Raw genomic sequence first — 15538 nt, forward strand, 5'->3', positions numbered from 1 at the left:
TCGTAATCTTTAAATAAATTTAGGATAAATATGCAAAATAATTACGATATTATAGTTATCGGTGGGGGTCATGCTGGTATAGAGGCTAGTTGGGTAAGTGCTAAAATGGGTAAAAAAACACTGCTTTTAACTACCTTGATAGAACAAATCGCAGCTGCTAGTTGTAACCCTGCAATAGGAGGACTTGCTAAGGGGCATTTGGTTAAAGAACTTGATGCACTTGGTGGCTTAATGCCCTTAATTACCGATGAAGCAGGAATTCAATTTCGTATTTTAAATGAAAGTAAGGGTGTAGCTGTTAGGGGTAGCAGGGCTCAAATTGATATGGACCAATATAAAATAATAGCCAGAAACAAGCTTTTAAGGCTTAAAAATTTAGATATTTCTCAAGAACAAGTTCTTTCTTTGATCATTGAAAATAACGAAGTTAAAGGCCTTAGCACAAATTTACAAAATAATTATTTAGCTAAAAAAATAATTCTTACAACAGGCACCTTTTTAAATGGGCTTATACACATAGGAGAAAATAAGCTTGAATCAGGTAGGGTTGGGGAATTAGCCTCTATAAATTTAGGCAATTTTTTAAAACAAAGTGGGCTTAAAATGGGTCGTTTGAAAACTGGTACCTGTCCTAGGGTTAATGCAAAAAGTATTGATTTTAGCGTTTTAGAACTTCAAAATGGGGATGAGAATCCAAAGCCTTTTAGTTTTCGTTCCAAAAATTTTAATCCCACTCAACTTCCTTGCTATATAGCAAGAACAAATAAAAATACTCATGAAATAATCAGGTCAAATTTTTATAGGGCTCCACTTTTTACAGGGCAAATTGAAGGGGTGGGGCCTAGGTATTGTCCTAGTATTGAAGATAAGATTAATAGATTTAGTGACAAAGAAAGTCACCACCTGTTTATAGAACCACAAACTAAGGATGCGACAGAATATTATATAAATGGCTTTTCAACCTCTTTGCCTTATGATGTGCAAATTTCAATGCTAAGAAGTATAAAGGGCTTTGAAAATGCTGATATTACGCGTTTTGGCTATGCTATTGAGTATGATTATATTGAGCCCACTGAACTTTATCATAGCTTAGAAACTAAGAAAATTAAAAATTTATATTGTGCAGGGCAGATTAATGGTACCACAGGCTATGAAGAAGCAGCAGCACAAGGCTTTATGGCAGGTATTAATGCAAGTTTAGCAATTGATAAAAAAGATGCCTTTATTTTAGGACGGGACGAGGCCTATATAGGTGTTTTGATTGATGATTTAGTTACAAAGGGGACAAAAGAACCTTATAGAATGTTTACTTCAAGGGCTGAATTTAGACTTCTTTTAAGAGAGGAAAATGCTATTTTAAGGCTTGGAGAATATGCTTATAATTTTGGACTTTTAAGCGATGATGAATTTAATTTTATTAAAAATATTCGCTCAAATTTAAATAAGGCAATGGATTTTTTACTTAATAAAGAATTAACCCCAAATAATGAAAATAACGCTTTTTTAGCCAGTATAAATGAAGAAAAAATTACTTCTATAATAAGTTTGCAAAAAATAGTAGCAAGGATAAGTTTTAACATAGATAAGCTAAAAAAACTTGATACAATGTTTGAAAATATGGATAATTATTCTTTAAATGAAATTTTAAACGAGGCAAAGTATTATCATTATATTTGCATACAAAAGCTTCAAGTTGAAAAAATGAAAGGCTTAATATCTTTAAAAATCCCTAAAAATTTTGATTTTAAGGCATTAAGTGGGCTTAGTAATGAAGTTGTAGAAAAGCTTGAAAAATTTCGCCCTCAAACTCTTTTTGCAGCCTCTCAAATCAGTGGTATAACCCCTGCAGCACTTGATATTTTACAAATTCATATTAAAATGCACAAAAAATAATTAAAATAAGGTTTGTGGATTTGCCTTTTCTTCCTTATCGTGAGGTAATTTCATACCACCTAATAAATGAAAATGCAGATGAAAAACTTCTTGTCCACTATTTTTACCACAATTTGTAATTAAACGATAACCACTTTTATCAACGCCTAGTAAAACAGCTAATTCTTGTATAAATTTAGTCATTTTTGCCATAAGTTCAGGTTTAAATTCTTGGAAATCTTTAAAATGCTTTTTAGGGATAATTAAAATATGAATAGGAGCCCTTGGGTGAATATCATGAAAGGCTAGAAAATCATTATCTTCTAAGACTTTATTAGAAGGTAATTTACCCTCAATTATCAGTTCAAAAATGGTTTTTTCTCTCATCGTTTATCCTTTGTTGAAAATGAATTTTGCATAATTATACTTTAAATAAGTTAAATTTTTATGCTTAATTTAAATTAGTTTTTAATAAAATTAGCATTTAAAACAAAATTTAAAGGGTTATCATTGCAAGAGTTAATAAAAAAGGTCTTAGAATGTCAAACTTTAAAGGACTTGGAAGAACTTAGGGTTTTTGTACTTGGAAAAAAGGGCATTTTAACGCAAGAATTTGCTAAATTAAAAGATTTAGACAATGAGAAAAAAAAGGAAGTTGCTGCAAGTTTAAATGAGCAAAAAGAAAGCTTTAACAAGGCCTTAAATTTAAAGATTAAGCAACTTGAAGATATAGAACTTGAAGCAAAAATGCAAAAAGATGCAATGAGTTTTCATTATTTTGATGAAAATGTTAAAACAGGAGCCTTGCATCCTATTATGGCTACCATGGATAAGATTATAGAATACTTTGTTTCTTTAAATTTTAGCGTTGAAAGTGGTCCATTAATAGAAGATGATTTTCACAATTTTGAAGCCTTAAATTTGCCTATTACTCACCCAGCAAGAGATATGCAAGATACCTTTTATTTTGATGATAAAAGACTTTTAAGAACTCAAACTTCTCCTGTTCAAATTCGCACTATGCTAAGTCAAAAACCACCCATTCGCATGATAGCACCGGGGGCTGTTTTTAGAAGGGATTTTGATATAACTCATACCCCTATGTTTCACCAAGTAGAAGGGCTTGTAGTAGAAGAAGGACAAAGGGTAAATTTTGCAAATTTAAAAAGTGTTTTAGAAGAATTTTTACATTACATGTTTGGAGATGTTAAAATTCGTTTTAGACCTAGCTTTTTTCCTTTTACAGAACCTTCTGCAGAAATTGATATAAGTTGTGTTTTTTGTAAGCAAAATGGTTGTAGGGTATGTAAGCACACTGGTTGGCTTGAAGTTTTGGGCTGTGGGGTGGTTGATCCTAATGTATATGATTTTGTTTCTTATAAAAATGTTAGTGGTTATGCCTTTGGACTTGGGATTGAACGTTTTGCGATGCTACTTCATCAAATTCCTGATTTAAGGTCTTTGTTTGAAGGAGATTTAAGGTTATTGGAGCAATTTAGATGATAATTACAAAAACTTGGTTAAATGAATGGATAGATGTAGAATATAAAAGTTTAAATGAGCTTAGCAAGACCTTAAATTCCCTTGGCTTAGAAGTTGATAGTGCTACTCATTTAAGGGCACCTGATAAAGTAGTAATAGGGCTTGTAAAGGAAAAATTTAAGCATGAAGACTCAGATAAATTAAATGTTACTAAGGTTGATATAGGTAGTGAAATTTTACAAATTGTTTGCGGGGCTCCAAATGTAGAGACTGGGCAGTTTGTAGCAGTGGCTTTAAAGGGTGCTATAATGCCAAATGGTATGAAAATTTCAAAGGCAAAATTAAGAGGTGTTGAAAGCTGTGGAATGATTTGTTCATCAAGTGAGCTTGGTTTTGCCAAGATTAATGATGGCATTATGGTTTTAGATGAAAGCATTGGAAAATTAGAACTTGGCAAGCCTTTAAATGAATATAGTCTTTTTAATGATTTTATAATCGAGGTAGAATTAACGCCAAATAGAGGCGATTGTTTAAGCATTTATGGCATTGCAAGGGATTTAGCCACGGTTTGGAATTTAGAATTTAAGAAAAATGCTGAATTTAAGGAAAGCGATAATGTATTAGGTATAGGCAGAGTGCTAAGGATTATCACTCAAAAGGATATAAATTCGCTTTTTATGTATAGGGCGATTGAGATTAAAAATAATGTTAATGTTAGCTTATTAATGCGTTTAAGATTAGCACAAATTGAGCTTTTAGGTAAAAATTCCATTGAAAATGTGCTTAATTACGCCACGTATTCAACAGGCGTTTTATTTAATGCCTATGATTTTAATACATTGAGTAAGGATGGCAAAGAAATAACTCTTCATTTAAATAAGGATGAAAATGGTGCTACAAAGGTGCTTTGTGATGAAAAATTGTTAAGTGTAAGTGGAATTTTTCAAAGTGAAAAACTGCTTTTAAATGAAGAAGAAAAAATTGTCATTATAGAGGCAAATTATACGGACCCAGTTTCCATTGCTTTAGCAAAAAATTCTTATAAAAAGCACGATGAAAACTCACTTTATAGGAGTTTTAGAGGAAGTGAGCCAAATTTAAGTTTGGGTATGAATTTTTTACTTAAAAACCTTGATAGCTCCCCTGATATTATGATTTATAGTTCATCGCAACACTTTTTAGAATATAAAGAAAATCCAATAATTGCCGTAAATATCGATATTATAAATAAAATCATAGGGCAAGAAGTTCACAAAGATGAAATTTTTAAAATCCTTAAAAAACTTGGTTTTACCCTAATAGTAGCAAATGAAGGACCTATCAATGTTAAAGTCCCACTTCACAGAAGTGATATTAAAAATTTAGCTGATATTTGCGAAGAAATAGTTCGCATTATAGGCATTGATAATATTACTTCAAAGCCACTTGAATTTGTAGAAACAAATAGGATAAATGATACCTTTAAGCTATATAAAGAATTAATGAATTTAAGATTAAGAGCAGTTAGCAATGGCTATTTTGAGAGTTTGCACTATGTTTTAGATAATGAAAGCGAACTTAGCGAACTTGGTTTTGAAAGGGTTAATTTAAAACTAATCAATCCTATCACAAATGAATTAAATGCATTAAGAAGTACGCTTTTAAACCACCTTTTAAATGCAGCAAGTTTTAATATAAAAAATTCTAAAAAGATTATTAAACTTTTTGAATCAGGGGCTTGTTTTGATAAAGATGCTAATGAAATTCACCATTTAGCCTTTATACATTGTGGTTTTAAAGAAGAAGCAGGTATTAAAAACCATGCTAAACCCGAACTTGTAAATTTTTATGATTTTTTAACAGATATAAAAAATATAGTAGGGGATTTTAGCTTAAAAGAATCAAAACATAGCTTTTTAAGCTCCTTTGAACAAGCTGATATTTATATAAAAGGACAAAGGGCAGGTTTTGTAGGACGTTTGCATTTGGGTTTAGAAAATAAAAAAGATTTGTTAAAAACCTATGTTTGCGAACTTGAGACGAAATTTTTAAGATTAAAGCATAAAAATGTTAAGCCTTATTCTAAATTTCCAAGCATAAATAGGGATTTAAGCGTTTTAATTCCAAAGGGTTATGTTTATGAAAATATTAAAAATGCCATTGAAAACTTAAATTTAGATATTTTAGAACATTTTAAAATAGTTGATATTTATAGCGATGAGAATTTAAAAGATGAATACAGTTTGACTATAAATTTTTCTTTTAGAAATTTAGAAAGAACCCTAGAAGATGAAGAAGTAAGCCTTTGTATAGATAAAATTTTAGAAAAATTAAAAGAGTTGGAGTTAAAACTAAGATGAAAGTAAAGCCTTTAAAAAAATTTAATAAAATTATAGAAAATATAGCATCTGATAAAAGCATTAGTCATCGTTTTGCGATTTTTTCTCTTTTAGCTGGCGAACAAAGTAGGGCTAAAAATTATTTATTAGCACAAGATACACTCCATAGCTTAGATATTGTAAAATCCTTAGGGGCTAAGGTAAAACGCAAAAAAGATGAAGTTATAATAAATCCACCAAGCACAATTACATCGCCAAATTCTATCTTAGAATGTGGAAATTCAGGCACAACTATGCGTTTAATGATAGGCTTATTAAGTGGAATTAAGGGCTTTTTTGTATTAAGTGGGGATAAGTATTTAAATAATCGACCTATGAAAAGAATTAGTAAGCCTTTAAGTGAGATAGGGGCAGTTATTTATGGAAGGGACAATGCAAATTTAGCCCCACTTTGCATAATAGGACAAGACTTAAAAGCCTTTGATTATGAAAGTAAAATTTCATCAGCACAGGTTAAAACAGCTATGATTTTAGCGGGGTTTAAGGCAAGTGAGGTTAGTAAATTTAAAGAAGTTAGTTTAAGTAGGAATCATAGTGAAAATATGTTAAAGGCTATGAACGCTCCTTTAAAAATTTCACAAGATGAACTAAGTATTGAAATTTCGCCACTAAATAAGCCTTTAAGTCCACTTAATATTACTATCCCAAATGACCCATCTTCTGCTTTTTATTTTATTTTAGCAGCCCTAATAATACCAAATTCGAAGATAAGGCTTAAAAATATCTTGCTTAATCCTACTCGTATTGAAGCTTATAAGGTATTGCAAAAAATGGGTGCAAATATAGAATTTATCGTTGATAAAAATACAAATTTTGAAATAGTTGGAGATATAATAGCTAAAAGTAGCCACTTATCAAGCATTGAAGTTAGTGAAAATATAGCTTGGTTGATAGACGAGGCACCCGGCCTTGCAATAGCCTTTGCCATGGCAAAAGGAAAAAGCATTTTAAGTAATGCAAAGGAATTAAGGGTTAAAGAATGTGATAGAATTTCTTGTGTGGTTACAAATTTAAGGGCCTTTGGGATTGAGGTAAATGAGTTAGATGATGGCTTTGAGATAATTGGAGGAAGACCTAAATTTGCAAGAGTTAATAGCTTTGGAGACCACAGAATTGCTATGAGTTTTGCTATTTTAGGCTTAGTTTGTGGGGCTTATATTGAAGATGATGAGTGTATAAAAACCTCTTTTCCAAATTTTAAGGAACTTTTAAAAAGCTTAAATAAATAAAAATGAAAATAGAACTTGCTAAAAATTATGGTTTTTGTCCCGGGGTAAAAAGGGCTATTGTAAAGGCTGAAAGGATAAAAAATGCGGCTACCATAGGACCTTTGATACACAATAACGAAGAGATAAAAAGACTAGCTAAAAATTTTAATGTAAAAACCTTAAAGGATATTAGAGAATTAAGCGATGAAAAAAAGGCTATTATAAGAACTCATGGCATTACAAAGGATGATTTGGCTGAACTTCAAAAAAAAGATATTGAAATTTATGATGCAACCTGCCCCTTTGTTTTAAAACCTCAAAGAATTTGCGAAGAAATGAGTAAGGAAGGCTATGAGGTGGTAATTTTTGGCGATGAAAATCACCCCGAGGTAAAGGGTGTTAAAAGCTATGTTAGCACTAAGGCTTATGTGGTATTAAATAAAAAAGAACTTGAAAATGTAAAATTACCTAGCAAAATAGCTGTCGTAAGTCAAACTACAAAAAAAATCCAAGAATTTATAGAGATAGTAAATTTTTTAATGCTAAGGGTAAAGGAAGTTCGCGTTTTTAACACAATTTGCGATGCTACCTTTAAAAATCAAGAAGCCATTACAAATTTAGCTAAGAAAAGCGATATTGTTATCATTGTAGGTGGAAAGCATTCTGCAAATACAAAGCAACTTTTTTTGATAGCTAAAAGATACTGCAAAAAAAGTTATTTAATAGAAAATGAATTTGAGCTCAAAAAAACTTGGTTTAAGAACAAAAAACATTGTGGAATCAGTGCTGGGGCATCTACGCCTGAGTGGATTATTCAAAAGGTAATTGATAAAATTGAGAGCTTTGAAATTGAAGAAAATTTATAAAATACTCAAAAAAATCAAGTAAAATTAACGCTATTTAAAGAATTTTAGTGTAAAATACAAGGAATTTTTCATTTTTTTAAAAGGACCACGATGAATGAGGCGAACAAAGAAGTTCAAACAAATGACTATGAGTATCAAGAAGATGTCGATTTTGGACAGGTTTTAGATGCTTTTAATAAATCTAGATCTGATACTACTGAGGGTAAGATTGTAGATATTAAAAACGATGAAGTGTATGTTGATATAGGCAAGAAATCAGAAGGTATTTTAGCTATTAGTGAAATACAAGATGAAAATGGGACTTTGACCTTTAATAAGGGCGATTTGATTAAGGTAGCTGTAGTTGGCTCACGTGGTGGTAAAGCACTGCTTTCACATAAAAAGGCTTTAAGAAAAGAAAAGGTAGTTGAATTTATTAAAAACTACAAAGAAGATAGTGAACAAATTTTTGATGTTAAGGTTGTTGGTAAAAATAAGGGTGGATTAGTTTGTGTTGATGATAAGGGCGTTGAATTTTTCTTACCAAAATCTCAATATGGCTTTAAGGAATCAAATAATATCATAGGAAAAAGCTTTAAGGTTAAAATTCTTAAAATTGATGAAGATGCCCAAAGTATAGTTATTTCAAGGAAAAGAATTTTAGATGATGAAAGAAAAAAACGCAAAGAAGTTATTAATAATGTAGTAGAACAAGAAGGTGCCATTGAAGGAACGATTAAAAAAATAACTACTTATGGAATGTTTGTTGATGTTGGTGGGGTCGATGGGCTAGTGCATTATAGCGAGGTTTCTTATAAGGGACCTGTAAATCCTAGTGCTTTATATAAGGAAGGCGATAAAGTGCCTGTTAAGGTGATTAAGTATGATAAAGATAGAAAACACCTTTCACTTTCTATAAAGGCGGCCTTGCCTGATCCATGGAGCGAGATAAAGGATAGCTTAGAGATCGGCGATACCATTAAGGTTATAGTTTCAAATATCGAACCTTACGGGGCTTTCGTGGATTTAGGCAATGATATAGAGGGCTTTTTGCATATTAGCGAAATTTCTTGGGATAAAAATATTAAAAATCCAAAGGATTATATAAGCAAGGGTCAAGAAATAGATGTTGAAGTGATTGAAATAAATCCAGAAAACAGACGCCTTAGGGTTTCTTTGAGAAATTTACTTGCTAAGCCTTTTGATAATTTTGTTAAAAATCACAAGGTAGGTGATATTTTAGAAGGCGTTGTAACTTCTATAACAGCCTTTGGGGCCTTTATAAAGCTTGATTATATAGAAGGCTTATTACATAACGAGGATGCTTCTTGGAATAGAAGTGATAAGTGCAAGGATTTATTTAAGGTTGGAGATAGTATTAAGGTTAAAATTATTAAAATCGATGAAGAAAATCAAAAAATTTCACTTAGTACTAAAGAATTAAACGAAAGTCCGGCAGGTACTTATTCTCAAACGCATAAGGTAGGAGATATAGTAAAGGGCATTATAAGGGATATTAAAGATTTTGGTGTTTTTGTTGAACTTAACAAAAATGTCGATGCTTTAATTCATAAAGAAGATATTAGTGCTTCAATGCTTGAAAAATTAAGCGTTGGAGAAGAAATTGAAGCAGCTATTGTATTTATAGATGAAAAGAAAAATAGAATTCGTTTAAGCGTTAAGAATTTGGTTAAGATGAAAGAACGCGAGGCCTTAAATGAGATTAATAGCGATGATAAAATGACCCTAGGTGATATTATAAAAGACCAGCTAAGTTAAGATGAAAAAATATACCCTTTTTGGGATTTTAATCGCCTTATTATGTATTTTATTATTTGTTGTTTTTTATTTATTATGGGAATTTAGGGCTAGTGCAAATTCTTTGCCTCGTTTTACTCACGATGAAAATACAAGCACTGCTTTAATAAAGCAAGAAAATGATGAAAATGCTTGGCAAAGAGAACTTTCTCAATGGACTACTAAGGACTTTGTACCCGCAGCAGAACAATATAGCCTTTATTTTGACGCAGACACAAGCGAGTTAAAAGAGAAGAATCAATATTTTCAACTTATCGTAAATAAATATGATATTTATTCTATGTTTTGTTTAAGGCAGATTTTAAATTCTTTTAATGTAAAATATTTTTTAGTAAAATCAGGAGAAAGCCCTGAAATTTTCATAGATACAGGCAATAAAAAGCTAATTGATGAGATTATACAAGAACTTAAAAAATATAAAATTAATACCCAGGCTAAGGAGATATGGTTATGAAAAGGAAGATTATAGTATGTGATGCGATTTTAGATAAGGGAGTAGAACTTTTAAGAAATGCCGAAGATATCGAGCTTATCGATGCTACAAAGCTTTCAAAAGATGATTTAATGCCCTTATTAAAAGATGTTGATGTTGCCATTACTAGAAGTTCAACAGATGTTGATGATAGATTTTTAAGCCATGCAAATAAGCTTAAAGCTGTCGTTCGCGCAGGTGTTGGAGTAGATAATATAGATATACAAAATTGTTCTAAAAGAGGCGTAATCGTTATGAATGTACCTACTGCAAATACCATTGCAGCAGTAGAACTTACCATGGCACACCTTTTAACTTCGGCAAGAAGTTTTGTAAACGCTCATAATTTTTTAAAATTTGAAAGAAAATGGGAACGTGAAAAATGGTACGGCATTGAGTTAAAAGATAAAACTCTAGGCATTATAGGCTTTGGAAATATAGGTTCAAGAGTAGCTGTTCGTGCAAAGGCCTTTGGAATGAATATTATTGCTTATGACCCTTATATTCCAGCATCTAAGATTACAGATTTAGAAATGACTTGTGTTAAACACTTAGATGAAATTCTAACAAAAAGTGATTTTATAACCATTCATACCCCAAAAACTAAAGAAACTAATGGCATGATAGGGCTTAATGAATTAGCTAAAATGAAAGATAAAATTCGCCTTATAAATTGTGCTAGAGGTGGTTTATACACAGAAGAAGCACTTTGTGAGGGTTTAAAAAGTGGTAAAATTGCTTGGCTTGGCATTGATGTTTTTGAAAAAGAACCAGCCACAAATCACCCACTTTTAGAATTTGAAAATATTTCAGTTACCTCTCACCTTGGGGCAAATACCTTAGAAAGTCAAGAAAATATCGCCATACAAGCCTGTGAAAATGCCTTAAATGCAGCTAGAGGCATAGTTTTTGCAAATGCTTTAAATTTGCCTATAAAAACAGAGGATTTGCCTCCTTTTGTGGAACCTTATATAGAACTTGTTTCTAAAATGGCATTTCTAGCAGCCCAGCTTGATAAAAGTCCTATAAAAAGTATAAAACTTGAAGCAGAGGGTAAAATAGGCGAGTATACAAATTCAATGCTTACCTTTGCAGCAGTGGGGGCTTTAAATAGCATTTTAGGCGAGACTATTAATTATGTAAATGCTGAATTTATCGCAAAAGATAAGGGCATAGAATTAGCTTGTGAAACCTTGCCAAATAGTGGTTATAATAATAAATTAAGCGTAAAAATTTCTACTGATAATAGTGTGGTTAGTGTTTCAGGCACCGTGTTTAACGAAGATGAACAAAGAATTGTTGCCTTAAATGGCTTTAAGACGGATTTTAAGCCAAAGGGAAAAATGCTAGTCTTTAAAAATAAAGATATTCCAGGCGTTATTGCTACTATTAGTTCAGTTTTAGCTGAAAATAATATAAATATAGCTGATTTTAGGCTTGGACGAGATGGCTTTGGTTATGCTTTGGCTGTTGTTTTGGTTGATGAGTGTATAAATCAAAAGGTGCTTGATATTTTAAATGAACTTGATGCTTGTGTTTTTGTAAAATATGTCGAAGTTTAGTCATTTATGGCACTTATTGAACTAATTAAAGCTAGTAAAAAATTTGGCGAAAAAATTATTTTAGATGAGATAAATTTTAGTGCTAATGAAAATGAAAAAATAGCCATTATAGGCAAAAATGGCGAGGGCAAATCGACTCTTTTAAAGGCTATTTTTGGCACCTTGCAGCTTGATAGTGGAAGAATTATAAGGCAAAATGATAAAAGCATAGCAATGCTTACTCAGCAAGTTGATTTTAATACAAATTTAAGCCTTGATGAACTTATAAATAAAAATTTGAGTGAAATTTATGAAGCCTTAAATAAATATGAAAACCTACAAGCAAAACTTGCCACACATTTAGATAATAAGAATTTGCATAAAGAAATTAATAATTTAATTAATTTTATTGAAAGCAAAGATGCTTGGAATATAGAACAAAAAAAAGAACGTTTTTTAAAGGAATTTAAGCTTTTTGAGTATAAAAATAGACCTATATCAAGTTTAAGTGGTGGGGAAATTCGCAAGATTAATCTTTGTATTTTAGTACTTCAAAACCCTGATGTTTTGTTGCTTGATGAACCAACTAATCACCTTGATGTTTATATGTGTGAATTTTTAGAAAAATTGCTTAAAAACTCAAAAATTTGCGTTATTTTTATATCTCATGATAGATATTTTATAGATAATGTCGCTAGTCGTTGCGTTGAGATTGAAGGTGGTAAAATCAGTTTTTTTAATGGAGGTTATGCTTATTATTTAGAAAAAAAGGCACAAATTCTAGTCTCTTTATCAAAAAGCTATGAAACCTTAATAAAGCATTTAAAAGCAGAAGAGGAGTGGTTAAGAAGAGGGGTTAAGGCTAGGTTAAAAAGAAATGAGGGTCGTAAGGAGCGTATTTTTAAGATGCGTGAGGAGGCAAAGAAAAATCCTGGTGAAATAAAAAGATTAAAGCTAGAACTTTTAAGGGCAAATTCTAGTATTCAAAAACCAAATTTTAATAAGCAAAAAATGATTTTTGAACTAGTTAATGCTAGTAAAATCATAAATAATAAAATTTTATTTAAAAACTTTTCTACGCGTATTTTGCAAGGTGAAAAAATAGGCATTGTCGGGCAAAATGGCTGTGGTAAATCTACTTTTTTAAAGATTTTGTTAAATTTAGATAAATTAAGTAGTGGCGAGGTCAAAAATGCAGATATTAAGATAGGTTATTTTGACCAAGCAAGGGCTATGTTAAATTCGGATAAAAGCTTAATAGAACTTTTTTGTCCAAATGGAGGGGATAGAGTGCAGGTTAGAGGCCATGATATGCATATTTATGGCTATTTGAAAAGCTTTTTATTTCCTAAGGAATTTTTAAGCCAAGCTGTATCTGTGCTAAGTGGAGGAGAAAAAAATCGCGTAGCCTTGGCCTTGCTTTTTACAAAAGATTATGACGTGCTTATTTTAGACGAACCTACTAATGATTTAGATATTGCAACTATAAATATTTTAGAAGAATATTTAATGGAATTTAAGGGTGCTTTAATCTTTGTTTCTCACGATAGATATTTTGTAGATAAATTAGCAACCAAGCTTTATGTCTTTGAAAATGGTGTTATTAATATAGAACATATGTCTTATACTCAGTATTTAGAAAGAGAATTTGAACTAAGAGAATTTGATGATTTTGTCTTAAATTTAGAAAAAGAAAAAGGTGCTATAAAAGAAAAACAAAATAAAAAATTAAGCTATAAGCAAAATGAAATTTTAAACTTATACCCTGAAAAAATAGAACTTTTAGAAAAAAAGATTAAAAAGTTAAATTTAGAACTTTCAAAAACAAGTGATTATGAAAACACAAATAAGCTTTTTGAAGAATTAAAAACACTTCAAAACGAATTAAATAATTTAGAAAACGTATATTTTGAAGTCTTAGAATTTAGCGAAAGTTTATAAGTTTAAAATTTAACTACCCTAAATTTTACTTCTTGCTTACTAAGGTTTAAAAAAGATTCTAAGGACAAAATTATTTTATCAAGGCTTAAATTCTTAGCTATAAAAACTAGTTTTGAGTTTTTTTCTTCGCTTTTAATATGAGTTGGTGGATAGATTAAATGACCTACACCGTTTATGTTAATAAGGGTATTTTCTCCAATATCAAGTAAGCCCTTTACGCGTAAAATTTTATCTCCATATTTATTCAAAAGCATACTAAGCCAAATGCTAAAAAGATTCCAATCAATAAAATTTTCAAAATAAAAACAAAGAGAATTTATATTGTCGCTGTGTTTTTGTGTATCTTCAATATTAATTTCTTGGTGTTTTGTGTTAATTAAATCATCAAAGTTAAATTCGGCTTTTTTTATGAGTTGTATGCTTGAATTTAAGCCCTTAATTACCTTGCTTAACTCATTTATATCTGGGTTTAAATCACATTTTGTAAGTAAAATACAATCACTTATAATTATTTGATTAAGAGCTTCTTCGTTATTTTTAATATGTTCTATGCCATTTAACGCATCAACGCAAGTAATTATATTTGATAGTTCAAAATGATTACTTAAAAATGGGTCGGTTAAAAAGGTAAAGATTATAGGGGCAGGGTTTGCAAGACCTGTTGTTTCAATGATAACCCTTTGTAATTTTTGATTGTTTAAATCCATTTTATCTAGTATATTTTTAAGGCTAAGGGCTAGGTCTTCCCTGCGTTTACAACACATACAACCAGAATTTAAAAGCAAGGTTTTTTCCCTTACAAATTCGCTTTTAATCAAAATATCATCAAGGGCGATTTCACCAAGTTCATTAACTATAACTGCTATATTTTCATTTTTTTTATCTTTTAATAATTCTTGTAAAAATGTAGTTTTGCCACTACCTAAAAAGCCAGTTATTATATGAGTTGAAATTTTAGGCATTTTTTCTTTTTAAAAAATTTAATAAATTCTCATCCAAGGCATCAAATTCGCATTTTTCAAGCTCACTAGCCTTAAACCATAAATCACCTAAATCATTTACGATAACATTTTGACCCTTTTTATTGCTTAAAATATATTTGCTTCCTTGCCAATCTGCAAGTTTTAAGGCATAAAATTCTAAAATTTTATTTAAAATGGCTACCTTTTGAAGTCTAGTTTTCATTCTATCTTTTTGATTTTCACCAGCTGTTATTAAGCTTTTTTTATCCTTAAAATTCGTATCACTCCAATGGAAAAAGCTTATCATTTCACCACATAAAACACACATTTTATTACCTTATAAATTAAATTCCTTAGCCTTATACTTCATAAACCACAAATAAGCAAAATTTAATAAAGGAGTATGAATAAGATTTTTAATAAAATCATCAAATTTATTAACCTTAACATAGATTATCTCAATTTCTTCGTTATCAACCCCACCTCCATTTGAAATTTTATCACTTTCATCAATGCTGGCAAAAAAGAAAGATTGTTTGCTAACGCCTGAACCAAAACCTGTATAAAAATCTCCAATTTTTTCTAAATTCTTAGGCAAATACCCAACCTCTTCTACGCACTCTTCTTTTGCTATATCTTCAAGGCTTAAATTTTTATCTACAAGACCTGAACAAAGTTCTATAGTAAAGCCCATATTTTCATCTTTTATATAGCTTTTATCGTTATTTTGGTGAAACCACATAGGAATTCTAAATTGTCTTACAAAAATAAAGCTTTTTAAGCTAGTATGATATAAAAAAACAGATACGCTATCTTTTGGTTGTATAAAATCCCAAGTACAAAGCTTACCCTTGCTTATATAGCTATATCTTTTTGGTTTTATGTAATTTGACCCGGTAAAATTTTCTTCTTTTAGATTTGTAAAAGCCATTATTTGTCCTTAGGTACAAAACATGAAGGTGGTGTCCCGTGTTGGGATCGAACCAACGGCCACCTGATTAAGAGTCAGATGCTCTACC

General features: G+C 30.6%; 13 protein-coding genes. 9 read left to right on the plus strand and 4 right to left on the minus strand.

Translation table 11 applies throughout. The features are described from left to right. Positions 1 to 30: 30 nt before the first annotated feature. Complete coding sequence (gene mnmG, locus FMM56_RS08500; protein ID WP_150139974.1) at positions 31 to 1893, plus strand: tRNA uridine-5-carboxymethylaminomethyl(34) synthesis enzyme MnmG; 1863 nt, start codon at positions 31 to 33, stop codon at positions 1891 to 1893. On the opposite strand, the gene FMM56_RS08505 is transcribed toward mnmG, so the two are convergent. Beyond that, positions 1894 to 2259 (minus strand): histidine triad nucleotide-binding protein, encoded by a 366-nt coding sequence (locus FMM56_RS08505; protein ID WP_150139975.1) that lies wholly within the window; start codon positions 2257 to 2259, stop codon positions 1894 to 1896. Positions 2260 to 2382: 123 nt separating this feature from the next. Between FMM56_RS08505 and pheS the strand changes: the two genes are divergently transcribed. The 8 genes from pheS (at position 2383) to abc-f (ending at position 13557) form a co-directional block, all read left to right on the plus strand. Then, positions 2383 to 3375, plus strand: a complete 993-nt coding sequence (pheS, locus tag FMM56_RS08510) for a phenylalanine--tRNA ligase subunit alpha (RefSeq protein WP_150208384.1) — start codon at positions 2383 to 2385, stop codon at positions 3373 to 3375. After that, on the plus strand, positions 3372 to 5693 hold the full coding sequence (gene pheT, locus FMM56_RS08515; RefSeq protein WP_150208387.1) for a phenylalanine--tRNA ligase subunit beta: 2322 nt from the start codon (positions 3372 to 3374) through the stop codon (positions 5691 to 5693). The genes pheS and pheT overlap by 4 nt, the downstream gene beginning before the upstream one ends. Beyond that, positions 5690 to 6961 carry a 3-phosphoshikimate 1-carboxyvinyltransferase gene (aroA, locus tag FMM56_RS08520; RefSeq protein WP_150139978.1) on the plus strand — a complete coding sequence of 424 codons (1272 nt, stop codon included), beginning with the start codon at positions 5690 to 5692 and terminating at the stop codon, positions 6959 to 6961. Before pheT ends, aroA begins: the two co-directional genes overlap by 4 nt. Before the next feature lie 2 nt (positions 6962 to 6963). After that, positions 6964 to 7806 (plus strand): 4-hydroxy-3-methylbut-2-enyl diphosphate reductase, encoded by an 843-nt coding sequence (locus tag FMM56_RS08525; RefSeq protein WP_150139979.1) that lies wholly within the window; start codon positions 6964 to 6966, stop codon positions 7804 to 7806. Between the two features lie 90 nt (positions 7807 to 7896). Beyond that, positions 7897 to 9564, plus strand: a complete 1668-nt coding sequence (locus FMM56_RS08530) for a 30S ribosomal protein S1 (protein ID WP_150139980.1) — start codon at positions 7897 to 7899, stop codon at positions 9562 to 9564. Position 9565: 1 nt separating this feature from the next. After that, the gene (locus FMM56_RS08535; RefSeq protein ID WP_150139981.1) at positions 9566 to 10057 is read left to right on the plus strand and encodes a hypothetical protein; all 492 of its coding nucleotides are present in this window, start codon (positions 9566 to 9568) and stop codon (positions 10055 to 10057) included. Further along, complete coding sequence (gene serA / locus FMM56_RS08540; protein WP_150139982.1) at positions 10054 to 11637, plus strand: phosphoglycerate dehydrogenase; 1584 nt, start codon at positions 10054 to 10056, stop codon at positions 11635 to 11637. Before FMM56_RS08535 ends, serA begins: the two co-directional genes overlap by 4 nt. 6 nt (positions 11638 to 11643) lie before the next feature. Further along, a complete protein-coding gene (gene abc-f, locus FMM56_RS08545; RefSeq protein ID WP_150208389.1) occupies positions 11644 to 13557 on the plus strand; it encodes a ribosomal protection-like ABC-F family protein in 1914 nt (637 codons plus the stop codon). A gap of 2 nt (positions 13558 to 13559) precedes the next feature. Here abc-f and FMM56_RS08550 read toward each other — a convergent pair whose 3' ends face one another. Genes FMM56_RS08550 through FMM56_RS08560 form a run of 3 tightly spaced genes read right to left on the minus strand, consistent with a single transcriptional unit; the run spans position 13560 to position 15450 of the window. Continuing rightward, positions 13560 to 14519, minus strand: coding sequence for a CobW family GTP-binding protein (locus FMM56_RS08550; protein ID WP_150208392.1), 960 nt, complete (start codon positions 14517 to 14519; stop codon positions 13560 to 13562). After that, positions 14512 to 14847 (minus strand): hypothetical protein, encoded by a 336-nt coding sequence (locus FMM56_RS08555; RefSeq protein ID WP_150139985.1) that lies wholly within the window; start codon positions 14845 to 14847, stop codon positions 14512 to 14514. Before FMM56_RS08555 ends, FMM56_RS08550 begins: the two co-directional genes overlap by 8 nt. A 9-nt stretch (positions 14848 to 14856) precedes the next feature. Further along, entirely contained in the window at positions 14857 to 15450 is a 594-nt protein-coding gene (locus tag FMM56_RS08560) for an NUDIX hydrolase (RefSeq protein WP_150139986.1), read from the minus strand. Positions 15451 to 15538: the final 88 nt, after the last annotated feature.

It is taken from the genome of Campylobacter sp. LR264d, assembly GCF_008633895.1.
Lineage (GTDB): Bacteria > Campylobacterota > Campylobacteria > Campylobacterales > Campylobacteraceae > Campylobacter_D.

Bases quoted from the DNA above. Each gene is read 5' to 3' on its own strand.
- FMM56_RS08525 (WP_150139979.1), top strand. From the start codon at position 6,964: ATGAAAATAGAACTTGCTAAAAATTATGGTTTTTGTCCCGGGGTAAAA.
- FMM56_RS08555 (WP_150139985.1), bottom strand. From the start codon at position 14,847: ATGTGTGTTTTATGTGGTGAAATGATAAGCTTTTTCCATTGGAGTGAT.
- FMM56_RS08530 (WP_150139980.1), top strand. From the start codon at position 7,897: ATGAATGAGGCGAACAAAGAAGTTCAAACAAATGACTATGAGTATCAA.
- abc-f (WP_150208389.1), top strand. From the start codon at position 11,644: ATGGCACTTATTGAACTAATTAAAGCTAGTAAAAAATTTGGCGAAAAA.
- pheT (WP_150208387.1), top strand. From the start codon at position 3,372: ATGATAATTACAAAAACTTGGTTAAATGAATGGATAGATGTAGAATAT.
- FMM56_RS08560 (WP_150139986.1), bottom strand. From the start codon at position 15,450: ATGGCTTTTACAAATCTAAAAGAAGAAAATTTTACCGGGTCAAATTAC.
- mnmG (WP_150139974.1), top strand. From the start codon at position 31: ATGCAAAATAATTACGATATTATAGTTATCGGTGGGGGTCATGCTGGT.
- aroA (WP_150139978.1), top strand. From the start codon at position 5,690: ATGAAAGTAAAGCCTTTAAAAAAATTTAATAAAATTATAGAAAATATA.
- FMM56_RS08535 (WP_150139981.1), top strand. From the start codon at position 9,566: ATGAAAAAATATACCCTTTTTGGGATTTTAATCGCCTTATTATGTATT.
- serA (WP_150139982.1), top strand. From the start codon at position 10,054: ATGAAAAGGAAGATTATAGTATGTGATGCGATTTTAGATAAGGGAGTA.
- FMM56_RS08550 (WP_150208392.1), bottom strand. From the start codon at position 14,519: ATGCCTAAAATTTCAACTCATATAATAACTGGCTTTTTAGGTAGTGGC.
- FMM56_RS08505 (WP_150139975.1), bottom strand. From the start codon at position 2,259: ATGAGAGAAAAAACCATTTTTGAACTGATAATTGAGGGTAAATTACCT.